The organism is Pseudaquidulcibacter saccharophilus, assembly GCF_019455445.1.
In the GTDB taxonomy this organism is placed as follows: domain Bacteria; phylum Pseudomonadota; class Alphaproteobacteria; order Caulobacterales; family Aquidulcibacteraceae; genus Pseudaquidulcibacter; species Pseudaquidulcibacter saccharophilus.
Map to the genome: position 1 here is coordinate 188161 of NZ_JAHWUS010000002.1, position 16168 is coordinate 204328.

Sequence of the window (16168 nt, forward strand, 5' to 3'; positions counted from 1 at the left end):
TTGGCTTATACTTGTGCCAAGCCACCATCCACGCTTAATTCAATGCCATTGACATAGCTTGCACCATCAGAGGCAAGAAATAATACGACATCGGCAATTTCATCAGGTGTGGCGGCGCGTCCAGATGGTGCAGCTTGGGCAACATATTGTTTAAATCCTTCAATTGCTGCGGCATCCATCTTTAGGCCATTTTGCATAATTGGGGTAATTGTTACCCCAGGGCTAAGGGCATTAACGCGGATTTTACGTGCTTTTAAATCATTTGAAAATGACCTTGCAAATGAACGAACAGCGGCTTTTGATGCATTATAAAGGCTTAAATTGGGCATTCCTTTATTGGAAACAACTGATGCAGTAAGGATTACTGATGCACCGTCTAATGTATATGGCAATAATTCTTGCACCGTGAAAAATACACCTTTGACATTTATGTCAAAAGTTTTGTCAAATTCATCAGAAGATGTTGCGCCAAAAGAATTGTTTTCCGCAATACCGGCATTGGCAAAAACTACATCAAGTTTTTCACCGCTTGCTGCGACTGCTTCAACCATGGTTTTGATGCCATTAATTGTTCCGACGTCGGCAATAATTATTTCGGCACTGTCACCAATTAATTCTTTGGCGGCTTTTAAGGTGCTTTCATTGCGCCCAGTTATAAATACTTTTTTTGCGCCCAATTTTGCAAATTTGATTGCGGTTTCAAGGCCAATTCCGGTTGAGCCGCCGGTGATGAATACATTTTTTCCATTAAAATTATAAGGCATGTGGGGGTTCCTTTTGTAAAGTTCATTAGTGCGGAAAAAGCGAACTAATAGTTCGTAATTACCGAACTATTGAAATATGTCAAGCCTTATGTTATGAGGTTTATATGAGGCAAGAAAAACAACCACGCACTGAAGATTTGGTAATAACTGATATTTTATCGGCACTTGGTGACCCTGTGCGCTTTGCAATTGTGAAGCATTTGTATGAAAATAAATGTCAGCTTAATTGCACGCAGGCTGTTACGCCTTTTGCCAATATAGCCAAATCTACATTATCTGGTCATTTTCGGGTTCTGCGTGAAAGTGGGCTTATTAGTGTTCGTAAACAGGGTGTTGAAAATATAAATTCAGTTCGTGTTGACGATATTAATTCACGATTTCCCAACTTGTTGAATTCGATTTTAAGTAATGATTATAGTATTACTTAATACTCACTTCACAGTATTGCCTAAAATGTAATCAATAACGCATAATATTTACGCATTGAAATGTTGCGCTGCGACATTGCAAGTGCAATGTGCTTTTTTATGCGGCAAATATTTTCATTTATGCTTCATTTGATTTCGGAGAGGAATTTGAGAGCATATGAAAAAAACTGGCTTTGATGAAATGTGGGGCGGTGGAAACACACGTTCAATTCGCAAACCCTATTTAAGTTTTGCCAAATGGGTCGATGAAGTTTCTGTTGATGAAATGCTTGTCCGGCAAGCTAGTGCCGAGCAGATTTTCCGTAAAACTGGTATCACTTTTGCTGTCTATTCCAATGATGAGGCAGAAGAAAGAATTATTCCGTTTGATATTGTTCCGCGCATTATTGCCGGTGATGAATGGGATAAATTATCAGAAGGTCTTATCCAGCGCGCCAATGCCATAAATATGTTTCTTTCCGATATATATGGCAAAAAAGAAATCATGAAAGCGGGTATTTTGCCTGAAGATTTGATTTATGCAAATCCGCAATATCGCCTGCAAATGACTGTTATCAAGCCGCCACATGATGTTTGGTCACATATTTCGGGTATTGATATTGTGCGCACCGGCGCCGATGAATTCTTTGTCCTTGAAGATAATGCCAGAACCCCATCAGGTGTTAGCTATATGCTTGAAGATCGTGAAGCAATGCAAAGATTGTTTCCGTCATTAATTGAAAAACATAAGATTCGCCCTGTTAGCCAATATACTGATTATTTGATTGAAACCTTGCGTTCGGTTGCGCCACCAAATGCCAGTGCCGATCCAATGGTGGTTATTCTTACCCCTGGGCCATATAATTCCGCATTTTATGAACATTCATTCTTGGCAGACCGCACAGGTGCAGAACTGGTTGAAGGAAGTGATTTATTCGTAAAAGATCGCAAGGTATTCATGCGAACCACCGAGGGGCCACAACAAGTCGATGTTATTTACCGCCGTGTTGATGACGACTTCATCGACCCGTTAATGTTCAACCCTGATTCCATGTTGGGCGTGCCGGGTCTTATGGATGCCTATGCCCAAGGGAATGTAACGATTGTAAATGCCCCAGGAACAGGAATTGCCGATGATAAGGCGATTTATTCCTATATGCCAGAAATTATCAAATTCTATACTGGCAAGGATGCTATTATTCCAAATGTTGAGACCTATCGCTGCCGTGAGCCTGATAAGTTGAAATATGTAAATGATAATTTGGATAAATTGGTTGTGAAGTTGGTCGATGGATCTGGCGGCTATGGCATGTTGGTTGGACCAACCTCAACCAAGGCACAGATTGAAGATTTTAGAAAAGCACTATTAAAAGAACCCCATCGTTTTATTGCGCAGCCAACATTGGCGCTTTCAACCTGCCCAACCTTAACTGAAAAAGGGTTATGCCCGCGTCACGTTGATTTGCGTCCATTCATTTTGACGGGTTCAAATGGGGTTAAAATCGTCCCCGGTGGTCTTACACGTGTGGCATTGACCGAAGGCTCGTTGGTGGTCAACTCATCACAAGGTGGGGGAACCAAAGATACATGGGTGGTTGATGAAAATAATCTAAAAGTGGTGGAGGAATAGATGTTATCAAGAACTGCTTCTTCACTTTATTGGATTGGTCGCCATATTGAACGTGCAGACTTTACTGCGCGCCTAATTGATGCCGGCCTTAAATTTGATATGCTTCCCTTTAGCGAAAGCCCTTCTGGTATTCAGTCGGCGTTTGAGGCATCGGGAGCAACCTTGATTTATCCGGGTGATAAGGCCAAGGCCAAGCGTAAGCAAATTATCAATTTCATGTGCTTTGACGAAAGTAACCAAAGCTCTGTGATTTCATGCTTTGGCAAGGCGCGCCACGATGCTCGCGCGGTTCGTACCGCTTTAACCCGTGAAGTTTTTGAAGAATTAAATGAGGCATGGCTAAACTTTAAAAAAGTTCAAAATGCGGTCAAAAACGATGATTTTGGAACATTTGTTTCCTGGGTTGAGGATGTAGTGCGCGGTTTTGAAGGGGCATTACACCGGACAATGCTACGGAATGAATGTCTGTGGTTCATCCGCCTTGGTGCGGCGGTGGAACGTGCCGACAATACCGCAAGACTGTTGGACGTTAAATATCACGTCCTTTTACCAAGCAAAGAGCATATTGGCGGACCAATTGATCAAGCGCAATGGACAACACTTTTAAGAAGCGTTTCGGCAGAAACCGCATATCGGTGGCTTTATCGTGAAGGGCTTGTTGCGTGGGATGTTGCAGAACTCTTGATATTAAAACAAGAAATGCCGCGCTCACTTGCCGCTTGTATTTCTGAAATAAACCTTATTTTATCACGACTTCGTTCAAGTAACGGGCGAACAGGTGCGGCGGATAGAAAAGCGCGCGCCATAGAGAATAAAATAAAAGGCACCAATATAAATAATATCTTCCAATCTGGATTGCATGAATTTTTGGTGCAGTTTCAAATTGATAATAATTCATTGGGGCATTCAATTGCCGAACAATTCTTATTCTGATTTAAAATGCATATAGATATTGATCATATAACCAAATATTCGTTTTCCCATCCCACCAAGATGGTTATCCAGACTTTGCGTCTTACGCCGCAATCAAATTCGGTACAGAATATCTTGTCATGGGATATTAATGTTGATTGCGATGCCAAACTTAGTCCTTTTTACGATGCTTATGGAAATTTGTGCCATCTCTTGGCAATCGAAGAACCTGTGCAAGAGTTTTCAATCGAGGTTATTGGTTCGGTTGATACCTATTCAACATCTGGTGTAATTGCCGATTTGGACGCAAATTTCCCGCTTGCGGTTTATAAACGTTTTACGTCACTTGCTTGTTTTTCCCCTGAATTAAAAGAATTTGCATTCACTGTGGCAAATGAAAAAGACGATTTGGGAAAAGCGCATCAATTACTTGGTGAAATATATAAAATCATGCGCTTTGATACTTCGGCGACCGATGCGCAGACCGATGCGGTGCAAGCATTTGCGGCAAAATCAGGGGTCTGTCAGGATTATGCCCATATTTTCATTGCCTGTTCACGTCTTTTGGGAATGCCGTCACGCTATGTTTCTGGGCATTTGTTACGCCAAGACGGCGCAAATTTACAAGAGGCAAGCCACGCATGGGCGGAAACTTATATATCGGGTCTTGGTTGGGTTGCGTTTGACCCCGCAAACGGTATTTGTTCCGATGAGCATTATGTAAAAGTTGCCATTGGTCTTGATTACCGCGATGCCGCACCAATTGCGGGTGCAAGGTATGGAGGCGGACAAGAAACATTATCGGTCGGTTTGAATGTTCGTAAGGCAGGATTACAATTTCAGTCGCAATCGCAGTAATTATGATTGATTTATGACTTAACTATTGCTCTGTTATGACAAATAAGGAATCAATGGTTCTTTGTTTCTTTCGCCTTGGATTTTGGGGCGCTGAATTCGGGGGGAATTCTAAAAATGACCTATTGCGTGGGTATGTTGATTGATGCGGGGCTAATCATGATGGCCGACACGCGCACCAATGCCGGCATTGATAATGTCTCAACATTCAAGAAAATGCATATTTTTGAAGGCAAAGATAGGTTTATTTCAATTGCCACCGCAGGCAACCTTTCGGTTACGCAGGCGACACTTTCAAAACTTGAAGAAGGCATCAAAAATCCTGAAACCGATGAAGTTGAAACCCTTGAAACCGTTCCAACAATGTTTCGCGCCGCCGAACTTGTGGGCAAGGTTTTGCGTTCAACCCAATTGCAAATCAAAGCTGGCTACGAAGCAGAGGGGGTAAGCTTTGGCGCAACCATGCTTTTGGGGGGGCGTATTGGCGATGGGGCATTAAAACTATTTTTGATTTATGATGTTGGCAATTCGATTTCATGCGGTCGTGAAACGCCATACCTACAAATTGGTGAATTGAAATACGGCAAACCAATTCTTGACCGTGCGCTTACTTCTGAAACCCCATTTAATGAAGCGGTGAAACTTGGTTTGATTTCATTTGATTCAACCATGCGCTCTAATTTGGCGGTTGGCTTGCCGATTGATATTGTGATGCTTCGCAATATTCCAAATTCAAAACCGGCGTTTTACCGCGTTGAACGAACCGATCCTTATTTCCAAACCCTATCACGCGAATGGGGTATTAAATTACGTGAGGCGCAGGCATCAATACCACGCCCACCATTCGTTTCACCACTTGAATGATTTTTAAAAAGGCCATGCAAATGAAAACCAAAACCATTTTAATTGCGTCTTCATTTGCCTTGCTTGCTTCGCCTGCATTTGCGGACATTAATAAGGCGCGCCAAGCGCTTATAAATGAGATGCCAATCCCAGAGCTTGAAAATGCAATGGATAGCGGGGCATTCACTTCGGTCGAATTAACCCAAGCATCACTCGAGCGAATAAAGAAATATAATGGCAAATTGGGCGCGGTCTTAAACATAAACCCAGATGCACTTAGTGCCGCCAAGGCCGCAGATGCCGCCCGCAAAAATGGCGTCAAAAGCCCGATGTTGGGTATTCCAATTCTGGTAAAAGACAATGTTGATACATTGGATAAAATGCCAACCACGGCGGGTTCATTGGCATTAAAAGATAATTTTACGGGGCGCGATAATCCTGCGGTTGCCAAACTTCGTGCTGCTGGTGTTATAGTCCTTGGCAAGACCAATTTGTCCGAATGGGCTAATATGCGCGGCGATAGCTCCATAAGTGGTTGGAGTGGTTTGGGCGGGCAAACCCATAATCCATATGATTTAAAACGCACGACTTGCGGTTCATCATCGGGAACAGGGGCGGGGGTTTCGGCATCTTTTGCGGTGATTGGTATTGGTTCGGAAACCGATGGATCAATTATTTGCCCTTCTAATATGAATGGCTTGGTGGGATTAAAACCGACTGTCGGCCTTGTATCGCGCACCCATGTTATCCCCATTTCGGCAACTCAAGACACGCTGGGCGCAATGGGGCGTAATGTTATTGATGTTGCCATTATGACCAACATTATGGCGGGAACAGACCCGCTTGATAGTGCAACAATTGATGCGGATAATCATAAAATAGATTATTCGGCGGCAATGGGTGGCGCAAGCCTTGTTGGCAAGCGTCTTGGCATTTTGCGCGATAATATCGGTGATAATCCCAAAACCAATGCCGCATTCAACAAAACCGCCGAAAAGTTAAAAGCTGCGGGGGCAATATTGATTGAAATTCCCACCAATCGCCTACAACAAGTTAATGAGGGCGAAGGCGTGGTTTTGCATTATGAATTAAAGGATGGTTTGAATAAATATTTGGCGTCCACAAATTCAAAAATGCGCACGTTAAAAGATCTGATTGCATTTAATAATGCCAATGCCGACAAAGAGTTGCAATTCTTTGGGCAAGAAGACTTTATCAAGGCCGAGGCGACAACAGGGCTTGATGCACCCGAATATATCCACGCAATTAATCGTTCGCATGATTTGGCGGGGGCAAATTTAAATATCCTATTTGAAACCTACAAGCTCGATGCGCTAATTGGTCCATCATATGGTCCGGCGTGGCTGATTGATGATATTTATGGCGATCAATATAGTGGCAAATCCATGAGCGGCATGGCGGCTGTGGCGGGCTTCCCGCACCTTAGTGTGCCAATGGGGCAGGTGCAGGGGATGCCGGTTGGTTTATCCTTCATTGGCAAAAAATGGGATGAGGTGGGCATTTTATCGCTTGGTATCGCATTTGAAAACCTTGGGAAAATGCGTCAACCACCAAAGTTGGATTAAAGCAATTTCCCTGGATTCAATATCCCTTTGGGGTCAAGTGTTTGCTTTAATGAGCGCATGATATTTAGCTCAATCTCACTTCGCGAATTATGAAGGAAATCGCGCTTTTCAAGTCCTATGCCATGCTCGGCAGAGACAGAACCACCAAGTGATTTAAGCGGCGTGTAAACCAATTCTTCAATTTCGCGGTGGGTATTGTTTTCCCAAACTTTGGGCGAAACCGCAATATGAAGGTTGCCATCACCCAAATGACCGAAAACTGAAACCTGTGCAATATCGCCCCATTTTTCCTTAACATTTTGTGTTAAGTCATTGATATAATTATCCATATCCTTAATTGGCATCGAAACGTCAAATAATGCCAATGGTGACAAAAGCTCGTATAGACCTGCAATATCTTCACGAATTGCCCAGATTGATTTTGCCTGTGCTTCGGATTGCGCAATTACACCATCGACCAATAATTCATTTTCGGCAAATTCTGCAAAGCAATCGTCAAAATGCTCTTTATCCTTTTCAGGGTTTAACCCCCAGGTTTCAAAAATTGCGTAATAGGCGTGTTCTGTTGCCAATGGCGCAGGATTACGACCTGAATCCTTGGTCAAAAGGCGGTAATGATCACCCCACAAAACCTCAAATGAGGTTAGGTTGCCGCCAAAGGCGTTTGATGCCGCCTTGAAAATATTGGTCAGCGCCGCAAAATCATCAACCGCAACAAACGCCATATTTTTGGATTTGGTTTTGGGGTGAAGGCGTAAAACCGCCTTGGTTACAATGCCCAATGTGCCTTCTGCGCCAATGAATAATTGTTTTAAATCATAACCCGTGTTGTTTTTCAAAAGGCCATTAAGTGATGAAACAATTGTGCCATCCGCCAAAACGGCCTCGATCCCTAAAATTTGTTCGCGCGTCATACCGTAGCGAATTACGGTATTGCCGCCCGCATTGGTCGAAATATTGCCACCAATTGTGCATGAACCGCGTGCACCCAAATCAACCGCATAGTTTAAATCATGCTCTGATGCGACTTGATGAACTTTTTCAAGTGGTGTTCCGGCTTCCACCAACATGGTTTTACCGATTTCATCAACCGAAATAACTTTGTTCATACGCTCCAAAGAAATTTGAACCTGCTCTTTGGTGCAATCGGTGCCGTGCACTAAGCCTGTCAAACCACCAGAAGCAACAACGCCAATTGCATTATCGTTACAAATTTTCATAATTTGCGATAATTCTTCGGTGGTTTTGGGGCGCACAACACAAAGGGCGTTGCAAATGGTTTTATTTAACCAATCGCCAGAGCGTTTTTGAACATCTTCACCATGAATAACGCCGCTTTCGCCACAAATTGCGATGAATTTATTTATGATTTCGGTCATTTTTGCTCCCGTTTATTTATTCAATTCTTTCATGGCATTATCAAGCCCCTCTAACGTCATGGGAAACATGCGATGGGGGCCAATAATTTGCCGTATCATATCAGTTGATGCGCTATAATGCCAATAATCAGGCCGCACAGGATTTATCCATATAAGGTGTGGGAATTGATTTACCAAGCGTTCAAGCCATACTGCGCCGGCTTCTTCATTCCAATGCTCAACCGAGCCACCCTTCATTGCAATTTCATAGGGCGACATGGCGGCATCACCAACCACAACCACTTTATAATCGCCGGAATATTTATGCAAAACATCATATGTATCAATGCGTTCGGTATTGCGACGGTTATTTTTGTGCCATAGTGTTTCATATAGGCAATTATGGAAATAATAATGTTCAAAATGTTTGAATTCGGATTTTGAGGCGGAAAATAATTCTTCGCAAACTTTTATGTGATCATCCATCGAGCCACCAATATCGAACAATGCCAAAACCTTGACATTATTGCGGCGTTCCGGACGAAGAACGACATCAAGATAGCCATCCTTTGCAGTTTTGTTTATTGTGCCGGCCAGGTCCAATTCGTCAGCAGCGCCCATGCGCGCCCATTTGCGCAGACGTTTAAGGGCAACTTTGATGTTACGCGTGCCGATTTCGACATCATCATTTAAATCTTTAAATTCCCGTTTTTCCCAAACTTTTACGGCGCGGCGGTGGGTGCTTTGGCCGCCAATTCTTATGCCTTCGGGGTTATAGCCAGAATGCCCGAATGGTGATGTGCCGCCCGTACCAATCCATTTATTGCCGCCTTGATGCTTTTCCTTTTGCTCTTCAAGGCGTTGTTTTAAGGTTTCCATTAATTTGTCAAAACCACCCAATGCCTCGATTTGTTTTTTCTCTTCTTCCGTCAGATATTTTTGGGCGAGGGCATTTAGCCATTCGTCAGGGATTTCGGCGGATATTTCGCCATTAATGCCTTCAAGGCCTTTAAAAGTTTTGCCAAATATCAAATCAAATTTATCAAGATTACGTTCGTCCTTGATGAGTGATGTTCGGGCAAAATAATAAAAATCTTCAAGGCGTGTTGGGATAACTTCTTTTTCAAGACCTTCAAGCAGCATCAAATATTCTTTGAGAGAAACGGGAATTTTTGCATCCCTTAGGGCATAAAAGAATTTAAGCAACATAACGTAAATTTACATTTGTTTGCATTTTGTGCAAGAAATAAAAACGGGGGCAAAAGCCCCCGTAAATTATTTTTGAATTGGTGATTTATTTCAAATCATCTGGAACAACGCCACCATTTTTGGCAAGTTCATTCATAACCGCTTTATGAAGCCAAATATTCATTGATGCGCTGTCGTTTGTGTCACCAGTAAAGCCAAGCTCGCCGGCAAGCTCTTTGCGATTTTCAAGGCTTGAATCAAGTCCAAGTAATTTCATCAAATCGACAATTGAAACTTTCCAATTTAATTTTTGGCTATTATTGCTTGCCAAATTATCAAGTATGGCGGCGACATCGACCGCATCAATCGCAACTGGTTGCGGTGCAGCTGTTTGCGCAATAGGTGTTTCAACTGGCGCAGGTGCAGCAGCCTGCGGAGCCGGTGCAGGTGCAGGTGCTGCTTGTGCTTTGTGTCCAAATATTGCGTCTTTAATTTTTGAGAATATTCCCATTTTTTACTCCGTTGGTTTGCATCCCTCGGAATGTAAATTAAATTGATTGCAATATTGCGACAAGTAAAAATAATTTAAACCAATTATTTGTCCACAATCGGTAAGTAAATCGCACTTCCCATATTTGGCGCAAAGTGAACTTTTATTTCCGCTTTTTTATAATCCTCTGGTTTTGCATTGAAAATATTTGGCACAAAGGTTTGCGGATTGCGATCATAAAGTGGGAACAAGCTTGATTGTACTTGTACCATTATTTTATGACCTTTTTTAAATACGTGGTTTGCATTTGGCAGGCCGAATTTAAAATGTTCAATTTGGTCGGCTTTTAATGCACGTGGTGCCGCAAAACTATCAACATAGCGCCCACGGAAGATTTCCAAACCAACTGCAAGCTGATAGCCTTGTAATTCTGGGTGCATTGTATCTTCTTCAGGGTAAACATCGATAAGTTTAACAACATAATCGCCATCGGTTCCGCTGGTTGATGCAAATAAATCGACCATCGGTTGCCCCATAATATGAATATCTTTATCAAGGACGGGGCTTTCAAAAACCGCAACGTCAGGGCGATCTGAATATGGTCTTTGGTCGCTAACTAGCCATGGTTTCCACTGATTTGCATCGCGTGAATTTACCGGACGCATAACAAAGGGAATTGGTTTTGCGGGGTCGGAAATATATTCAACATCACCGCTTTGTGCCGGCGCACTAAAGCTTAGGCTATTGTTTACATTCAAATAAAGTGGGGTTTTAGGAGTTTTATTCCAATCCTTGGTTTCCTGCCACTCATCTTTACCGGTTGCATAGGTTAGGACAGGTGGGGTTTTGGGGTCGGGTGCGTCTTTCAAATAATGGTCTAGGAATGGCTTCATATATTTTACGCGCCATTCGGTTGCCGTGTCGCCCTTCCATTTGAATGGCCCAAGGTTATAGGCGTCATAATTAACTTGGGAATGGCGCCATGGGCCAATTACCAAATATAATTTGTCGTTATTTTTGTCTTTTGGTTCAAGGGTTTCATATAGTTTTGGTGCGCCATATGAATCTTCCTGATCCCATTGCCCAACCACAAGCATGGTTGGAACTTTTAATGGCATATCCTTTGCCCATTTATCGACAGCTTGTTTTGACCAGAAGTCGCTATAAGCTGGGTTCTGCATTAGTTTTTGGGCGAACGGATATTTTTCAATTCCCCATTTACGGGCATAGTCACCGGCAGATCCCGCAGAGAGAAATTTTAAATATTCATCACCGCCACCATTGGGAACATCATCATTATCGCCTTTATTGGTGGTCATTGCGGTGACATAATCAAATGTATTTTGGCGGAATGCACCATTATGGAACCAATCATCGCCCATCCAGCCATCAACCATCGGGCTTTGCGGAACAGAGGCCTTTAGGGCAGGGTGTGGGTTTATTGTGGCAACAAATGAAGTGAAGCCAAGGTAGCTAGATCCCGTAATGCCAACCTTGCCATTTGATTCCTTGACGTTTTTAACCAACCAATCAATTGTATCATAGGCATCAGTTGATTCATCGATGCCGGTTTTGTTTAACTCGCCGACAATTGGGCGGTTCATAATCATTTCGCCTTCTGAACCATTTCTGCCACGTATATCTTGATAAACGCGGATATAATTATCTTCGATAAATTCCTTATCCATAACTGGCAAAATTTCACTGGCTTTTAATGAAACATTGCGTGATGCCATTCTGCGGGCGTTATATGGCGTACGAGATAATAAAATAGGCGCATTTTTTGCATCCTTCTTCATTACAATCACCGTATAAAGTTTTACGCCATCGCGCATTGGCACCATTTCAACGCGTTTAATATAATCGGCTTCGGGGCGGGTGAAATCATAGTCTGGATACATTTCAGGCGTCATTGGCGTTACGGCCGTCGGTGCATTTTGTGCAATGGCAACAAGCGGTAATAAACCGACCCCGAATGATATTGCAAAAGCCGCCTTTAATGTTATGTTTTTAGACATGATGATTATTTCTCCGCATGATAGAATTTGGTGAAACCAAGGTTTAGAATGTTTTGAACAAAAATAAAGTTACCTTGGCATAATTTTGGATGGTTTTTATGAATAAGAAGAATGTTTTTGCAAAAGCGGTGGATATCGCACCAAATTCTAAGGTTTCACTTTATCCTGAACCATTTTATTCGATGATGAAATTACGCGAAAAAAGAAGGTTGGGCGACTATTTTGGGCTTTCAAAATTTGGTGTTAATCAGACAATAATAAAGCCAGGTGGCATATCTGCACTTTTTCACGCCCACAGCCATGAAGAAGAATTTATCTATATCCTAGAGGGTGAAGCAGTATTAAAAACCGACGATGGTGAGCATGTTTTATCCAAAGGAATGTGTGCGGGTTTTCCAGCCGGCGGCAATACCCACCAGCTTATGAATAAAAGCGATAAGGATGTCGTTTATCTTGAAATTGGTAATCGTGATGCAAATGACAGTGCTTCTTACCCCGATGATGATATTACCGCCCACAAAAATGCAGACGGTAATTGGGTTTTTAACCACAAAGATGGCACGCCATATTAATCCGCAAATGCTTCTTTTAAATGTGCTTCCATTAATGCAAAGGCGCGCTTTGCACTTTTTTCATTATAAACCAATCCGGCGTCATGGTTTTTGGCGTGCGGGTTGGTAAAGGCGTGTGATGTGCCGCCAAAGGCGTGAAGTTGCCAATCGGCATTGCGCGAGGTCATTTCTTTGCACCAATCAACCATCGCATCAGGCAAGGCGAGGGGGTCGTTAAATCCATGACAAGCAAGAACTTTGGCTTTGATATCCCCCTCATTATCAAGGCCGTTGGGATAGAAAAGCCCGTGGAAGCTAATGGCGGCTTTGATTTCATCGGTGCCAGAGCGCGCTAAATCCATCGCGCACATACCACCAAAGCAAAAACCGATGATTGCGATTTTGTTTTTATCGACAATGTTTAGCCCTTGGGCAAAATTTAATGCACCTGTTAAACGACCCAAAAGCTTGGCGCGATCTTCAACCAACGGCATCATAAGATGGGAATTATCGCCGGCTGGATTGCCGCGAACGCCTTTGCCATAAACGTCAATTGCGATACCTACATACCCAAGTTTTGCGAGATTTCTTGCGATGTTCTGGTCAAAATCACCTTGCCCAGCCCAAGCATGAGATATTAATACGGCAGGTTTTTTGCCTTCTCCTTCATACGCAATGAATGCTTCTGAAGTAATGTCGCCACCCTTATAGTCTTGGAAAATCTCGGTCATAATAAATCCCTTTGTTTGGCAATTGATATTAAATTATTGTGGCTTGTTCAAGGCTAATTTTTTAAGGTGACAAAACTTACGAGATATATTTTTATACGCCTAACAGAAAATAATTCTGCAAATATCTAGGGATTAAGATTAATTGTTTGGCATGTTGCCTTTAACAAGTTGAAAGATGGTGTAATACCGACTGACGCCATAATTTACATATTTACAAGAATATAATTCTTTTTTATAGGTTAATTTGTCGCTATAAAGGAATTATATTCGCATTTAGAGGGTTTTGTACCATGGGCGCACGTAAAGCAGGTAGTCTTGATAAAATTGACCGTAGAATAATAAAGGCACTTATGGAACGTGCCGATATACCTATTGCTGAGCTTGCAAAGAAGGCCGGTCTTTCACAAACCCCATGCTGGCAACGTGTCCAAAAGCTTGAGCAAAATGGTGTTATTCAAAAGCGGGTTGCAATTGTTGACCCCAAGGCAATCGGCCTAAATTTAACGGTTGTGGTTGCAATTGAGGCCAATGAACATACCGCAAATTGGCTTGCCAAATTTACCAATTACGTCACCAAGCACCCGCAGGTGGTTGATGTATTGCGCATGGCTGGCGATGTTGATTATGTTTTGAAATTAATTGTCGAAGACATGGCGTCATATGATAAATTTTACAAAGGCTTGATTGAAAATGTGCCTTTGAAAAATGTTTCATCACGCTTTGTTATGGAAACCATTAAAAACACAACGGTTCTTGCGGTTCCTGAACCTGAAGACGATTAAAAATCATCATAACAATTAGGGCTTTATTTTCCCGAGCAATCAAAATTATAGGTTTTCCAACCATACCAGCCTTGCTTGTCGCTATTGATATAGTTTTTATATTGTAATGATCTTTCGGCACGTAATTGGGCGTAATCTATACGCTCTCTATATTCATTATAGTGTTCTTGGAACGCGGTTTTTAGTTGTTCATTCATTGCGTTTAGTGGTTTGCAATATTTATGGCTATCGCCGCTTTTCTTTAGTTTGAACTTTTTGTTGAATTCATTGGAATATTCGCAATAATTTACAACAATATCTTTTAACCATGCGGGGCGGTTTGTTGATAATTCTGCGGATTTTACCAAATTGCAGGTTGATACCAATTTGTCTGCATATACACCCCAGTCACGAGCTTGGGATAAACCATACAATGCCTGTTCAATTTCATATAATGTTTTTGCTTCTGGTGATGAATTTGGGCTTTGGGCATTGCCAAGGTTTGGCGATAACCCCAACATCAGCCCCAATAACATAATTTTAATCGCGGATTTTTTCATACTAGCCCCCTGATATAATGAAACATATCATATGAAAACGACATTTTAAATATGTTGATTTTGACTACTCATCATCATCAAGCAAGTCGGTAATCGAAATCATATTTGCTTTGGTGGCGGGAATTTGTTCGGCATCAACATTCTTTAAGCTGCGATTAATGGCGCGCGTGCGGGTTTCGGCCTCGGTTACAGTTTTTTGGGCGGTGTCTAATTGCTTTCTAAGTTTATCCATAACGCCGCCATAATTGTTAAACTCACGCTTTGCAGCTTCCAAAATCTTCCATACTTCGGATGAGCGTTTCTCAATTGCCAAGGTTCTGAAACCCATTTGCAAACTGTTTAACAACGCCGCCAATGTGGTTGGGCCAGTGATTACAACGCGGTTTTTTGATTGTATTTCCTGTACAAGGCCGGGGCGGCGTATGATTTCGGCAAAAAGCCCTTCAGTCGGCAGATACATAATCGCAAAATCGGTTGAATAGGGTGGAAAGATATATTTATCCTGAATATCTTTTGCCTGTTTTTTAATTACTTTTTCAAGATTAGCACTTTGAAGATCAACGGCTTCGGCATTGCCGTCATCTTGTGCTTTGGCAAGGCGTTCGTAATCTTCTTGCGGAAACTTGGCATCAATGGCAAGAAAAACGGGGCTGTCTTGTTCTTTACCAGGTAATCTAACCGCAAATTCCACCAATTCACTAGAGGCGGGGTTGATGCGAACATTCTTGTCAAATTGGTTTGGGGTTAAAATATCTTGGAGTAGCATCTCAAGCTGAACCTCGCCCCAAGTGCCGCGTGATTTAACGTTTGTAAGCACACGTTTTAAATCACCAACCCCGGTGGCAAGGTTTTGCATTTCGCCAAGGCCTTTATGAACTTTTTCAAGATGATCTGAAACCTGTTTAAAACCTTCGCCAAGGCGTTCAGTCAAGGTCCCTTGAAGTTTTTCATCAACTGTTGCGCGCATTTGTTCTAATTTTTGCTCATTACCTTCGCGCAATTTATCAAGGCTTGTAATTAAGGTTTCAAGCAATGCCTTTGAATTTGCATCATTTTTATCAATTAGCCCTTGGAGTTTATTATTGCTTTCATTGCGAAAATCACGAAACCCACCGGATAATTCACTGCGCAATGCCCGCATTTCTTCAAATGAATTGCCAAGAAAATGCTTTAGGCCATTTTCCAAAACCTCAAGGCGGTAATTTATTTTTATTTGTGCCTTATTGGCTGATTCAAAACCTAGATAGCCGAATATTAATGCGCCAAGGGCAAATATAGCAGTAAGAATTGCAATTATAATTATTAGGTCTGGTGATGCGACGTTTGACAATTAAATAACCCCTTTTGTAGGATTGTGGCACATGTGTACGACAAATATGGGCATATGTTATAAGAATTGCAATTAACGCGCTTTTCGTCTATATAAAGCCAAATTATTGAGAGTTTTATGTCTGAGATTGTAGTAACCAAATAACCACATTGCCCTTGTTTATAGGGCCTTTTGTTGTGGTTTC

The 16168-nt window shown here is 42.1% G+C and carries 16 protein-coding genes; 8 read left to right on the top strand and 8 right to left on the bottom strand.

All coding sequences use genetic code 11. The features are described from left to right. Window positions 1–5: 5 nt before the first annotated feature. Entirely contained in the window at window positions 6–764 is a 759-nt protein-coding gene (locus KXV15_RS06580; protein ID WP_240007379.1) for an SDR family oxidoreductase, read from the bottom strand. A 104-nt stretch (window positions 765–868) separates the two neighbouring features. Here KXV15_RS06580 and KXV15_RS06585 point away from each other — a divergent pair, with 104 nt between their 5' ends. The 6 genes from KXV15_RS06585 (at window position 869) to KXV15_RS06610 (ending at window position 6997) form a co-directional block, all read left to right on the top strand. After that, a complete protein-coding gene (locus KXV15_RS06585) occupies window positions 869–1192 on the top strand; it encodes an ArsR/SmtB family transcription factor (protein WP_240007380.1) in 324 nt (107 codons plus the stop codon). Window positions 1193–1349: 157 nt separating this feature from the next. Further along, complete coding sequence (locus KXV15_RS06590; protein ID WP_240007381.1) at window positions 1350–2801, top strand: circularly permuted type 2 ATP-grasp protein; 1452 nt, start codon at window positions 1350–1352, stop codon at window positions 2799–2801. Beyond that, on the top strand, window positions 2802–3734 hold the full coding sequence (locus tag KXV15_RS06595; protein WP_240007382.1) for an alpha-E domain-containing protein: 933 nt from the start codon (window positions 2802–2804) through the stop codon (window positions 3732–3734). It abuts the gene before it with no gap. A 6-nt stretch (window positions 3735–3740) separates the two neighbouring features. Next, window positions 3741–4571: a transglutaminase family protein gene (locus tag KXV15_RS06600; RefSeq protein ID WP_240007383.1), complete on the top strand. Its 831-nt coding sequence runs from the start codon at window positions 3741–3743 to the stop codon at window positions 4569–4571. A 114-nt stretch (window positions 4572–4685) separates the two neighbouring features. Continuing rightward, a complete protein-coding gene (locus tag KXV15_RS06605; RefSeq protein ID WP_240007384.1) occupies window positions 4686–5432 on the top strand; it encodes a proteasome-type protease in 747 nt (248 codons plus the stop codon). A gap of 20 nt (window positions 5433–5452) precedes the next feature. Then, window positions 5453–6997 (top strand): amidase, encoded by a 1545-nt coding sequence (locus tag KXV15_RS06610; RefSeq protein WP_240007385.1) that lies wholly within the window; start codon window positions 5453–5455, stop codon window positions 6995–6997. Here the strand turns inward: KXV15_RS06610 and KXV15_RS06615 are convergent. The 4 genes from KXV15_RS06615 to KXV15_RS06630 form a co-directional block, all read right to left on the bottom strand. After that, complete coding sequence (locus KXV15_RS06615; RefSeq protein WP_240007386.1) at window positions 6994–8376, bottom strand: FAD-binding oxidoreductase; 1383 nt, start codon at window positions 8374–8376, stop codon at window positions 6994–6996. The two genes, KXV15_RS06610 and KXV15_RS06615, sit on opposite strands and share 4 nt — an antisense overlap. A 12-nt stretch (window positions 8377–8388) precedes the next feature. After that, the gene (locus KXV15_RS06620; RefSeq protein ID WP_240007387.1) at window positions 8389–9564 is read right to left on the bottom strand and encodes a vWA domain-containing protein; all 1176 of its coding nucleotides are present in this window, start codon (window positions 9562–9564) and stop codon (window positions 8389–8391) included. 85 nt (window positions 9565–9649) lie between these two features. Further along, window positions 9650–10054, bottom strand: a complete 405-nt coding sequence (locus tag KXV15_RS06625; protein ID WP_240007388.1) for a DUF3597 domain-containing protein — start codon at window positions 10052–10054, stop codon at window positions 9650–9652. An 83-nt stretch (window positions 10055–10137) separates the two neighbouring features. Next, window positions 10138–12051: a CocE/NonD family hydrolase gene (locus tag KXV15_RS06630; RefSeq protein ID WP_240007389.1), complete on the bottom strand. Its 1914-nt coding sequence runs from the start codon at window positions 12049–12051 to the stop codon at window positions 10138–10140. 98 nt (window positions 12052–12149) lie between these two features. Between KXV15_RS06630 and KXV15_RS06635 the strand changes: the two genes are divergently transcribed. Beyond that, window positions 12150–12623 (top strand): cupin domain-containing protein, encoded by a 474-nt coding sequence (locus KXV15_RS06635; RefSeq protein WP_240007390.1) that lies wholly within the window; start codon window positions 12150–12152, stop codon window positions 12621–12623. Here KXV15_RS06635 and KXV15_RS06640 read toward each other — a convergent pair. After that, window positions 12620–13333, bottom strand: coding sequence for a dienelactone hydrolase family protein (locus KXV15_RS06640; RefSeq protein WP_240007391.1), 714 nt, complete (start codon window positions 13331–13333; stop codon window positions 12620–12622). The two genes, KXV15_RS06635 and KXV15_RS06640, sit on opposite strands and share 4 nt — an antisense overlap. Window positions 13334–13623: 290 nt before the next feature. Here KXV15_RS06640 and KXV15_RS06645 point away from each other — a divergent pair, with 290 nt between their 5' ends. Continuing rightward, window positions 13624–14115: an Lrp/AsnC family transcriptional regulator gene (locus KXV15_RS06645; RefSeq protein WP_240007392.1), complete on the top strand. Its 492-nt coding sequence runs from the start codon at window positions 13624–13626 to the stop codon at window positions 14113–14115. Between the two features lie 23 nt (window positions 14116–14138). On the opposite strand, the gene KXV15_RS06650 is transcribed toward KXV15_RS06645, so the two are convergent. Continuing rightward, on the bottom strand, window positions 14139–14654 hold the full coding sequence (locus KXV15_RS06650; protein ID WP_240007393.1) for a hypothetical protein: 516 nt from the start codon (window positions 14652–14654) through the stop codon (window positions 14139–14141). Window positions 14655–14718: 64 nt separating this feature from the next. Then, window positions 14719–15984 (bottom strand): DNA recombination protein RmuC, encoded by a 1266-nt coding sequence (locus KXV15_RS06655; protein WP_240007394.1) that lies wholly within the window; start codon window positions 15982–15984, stop codon window positions 14719–14721. Window positions 15985–16168 lie beyond the last annotated feature (184 nt).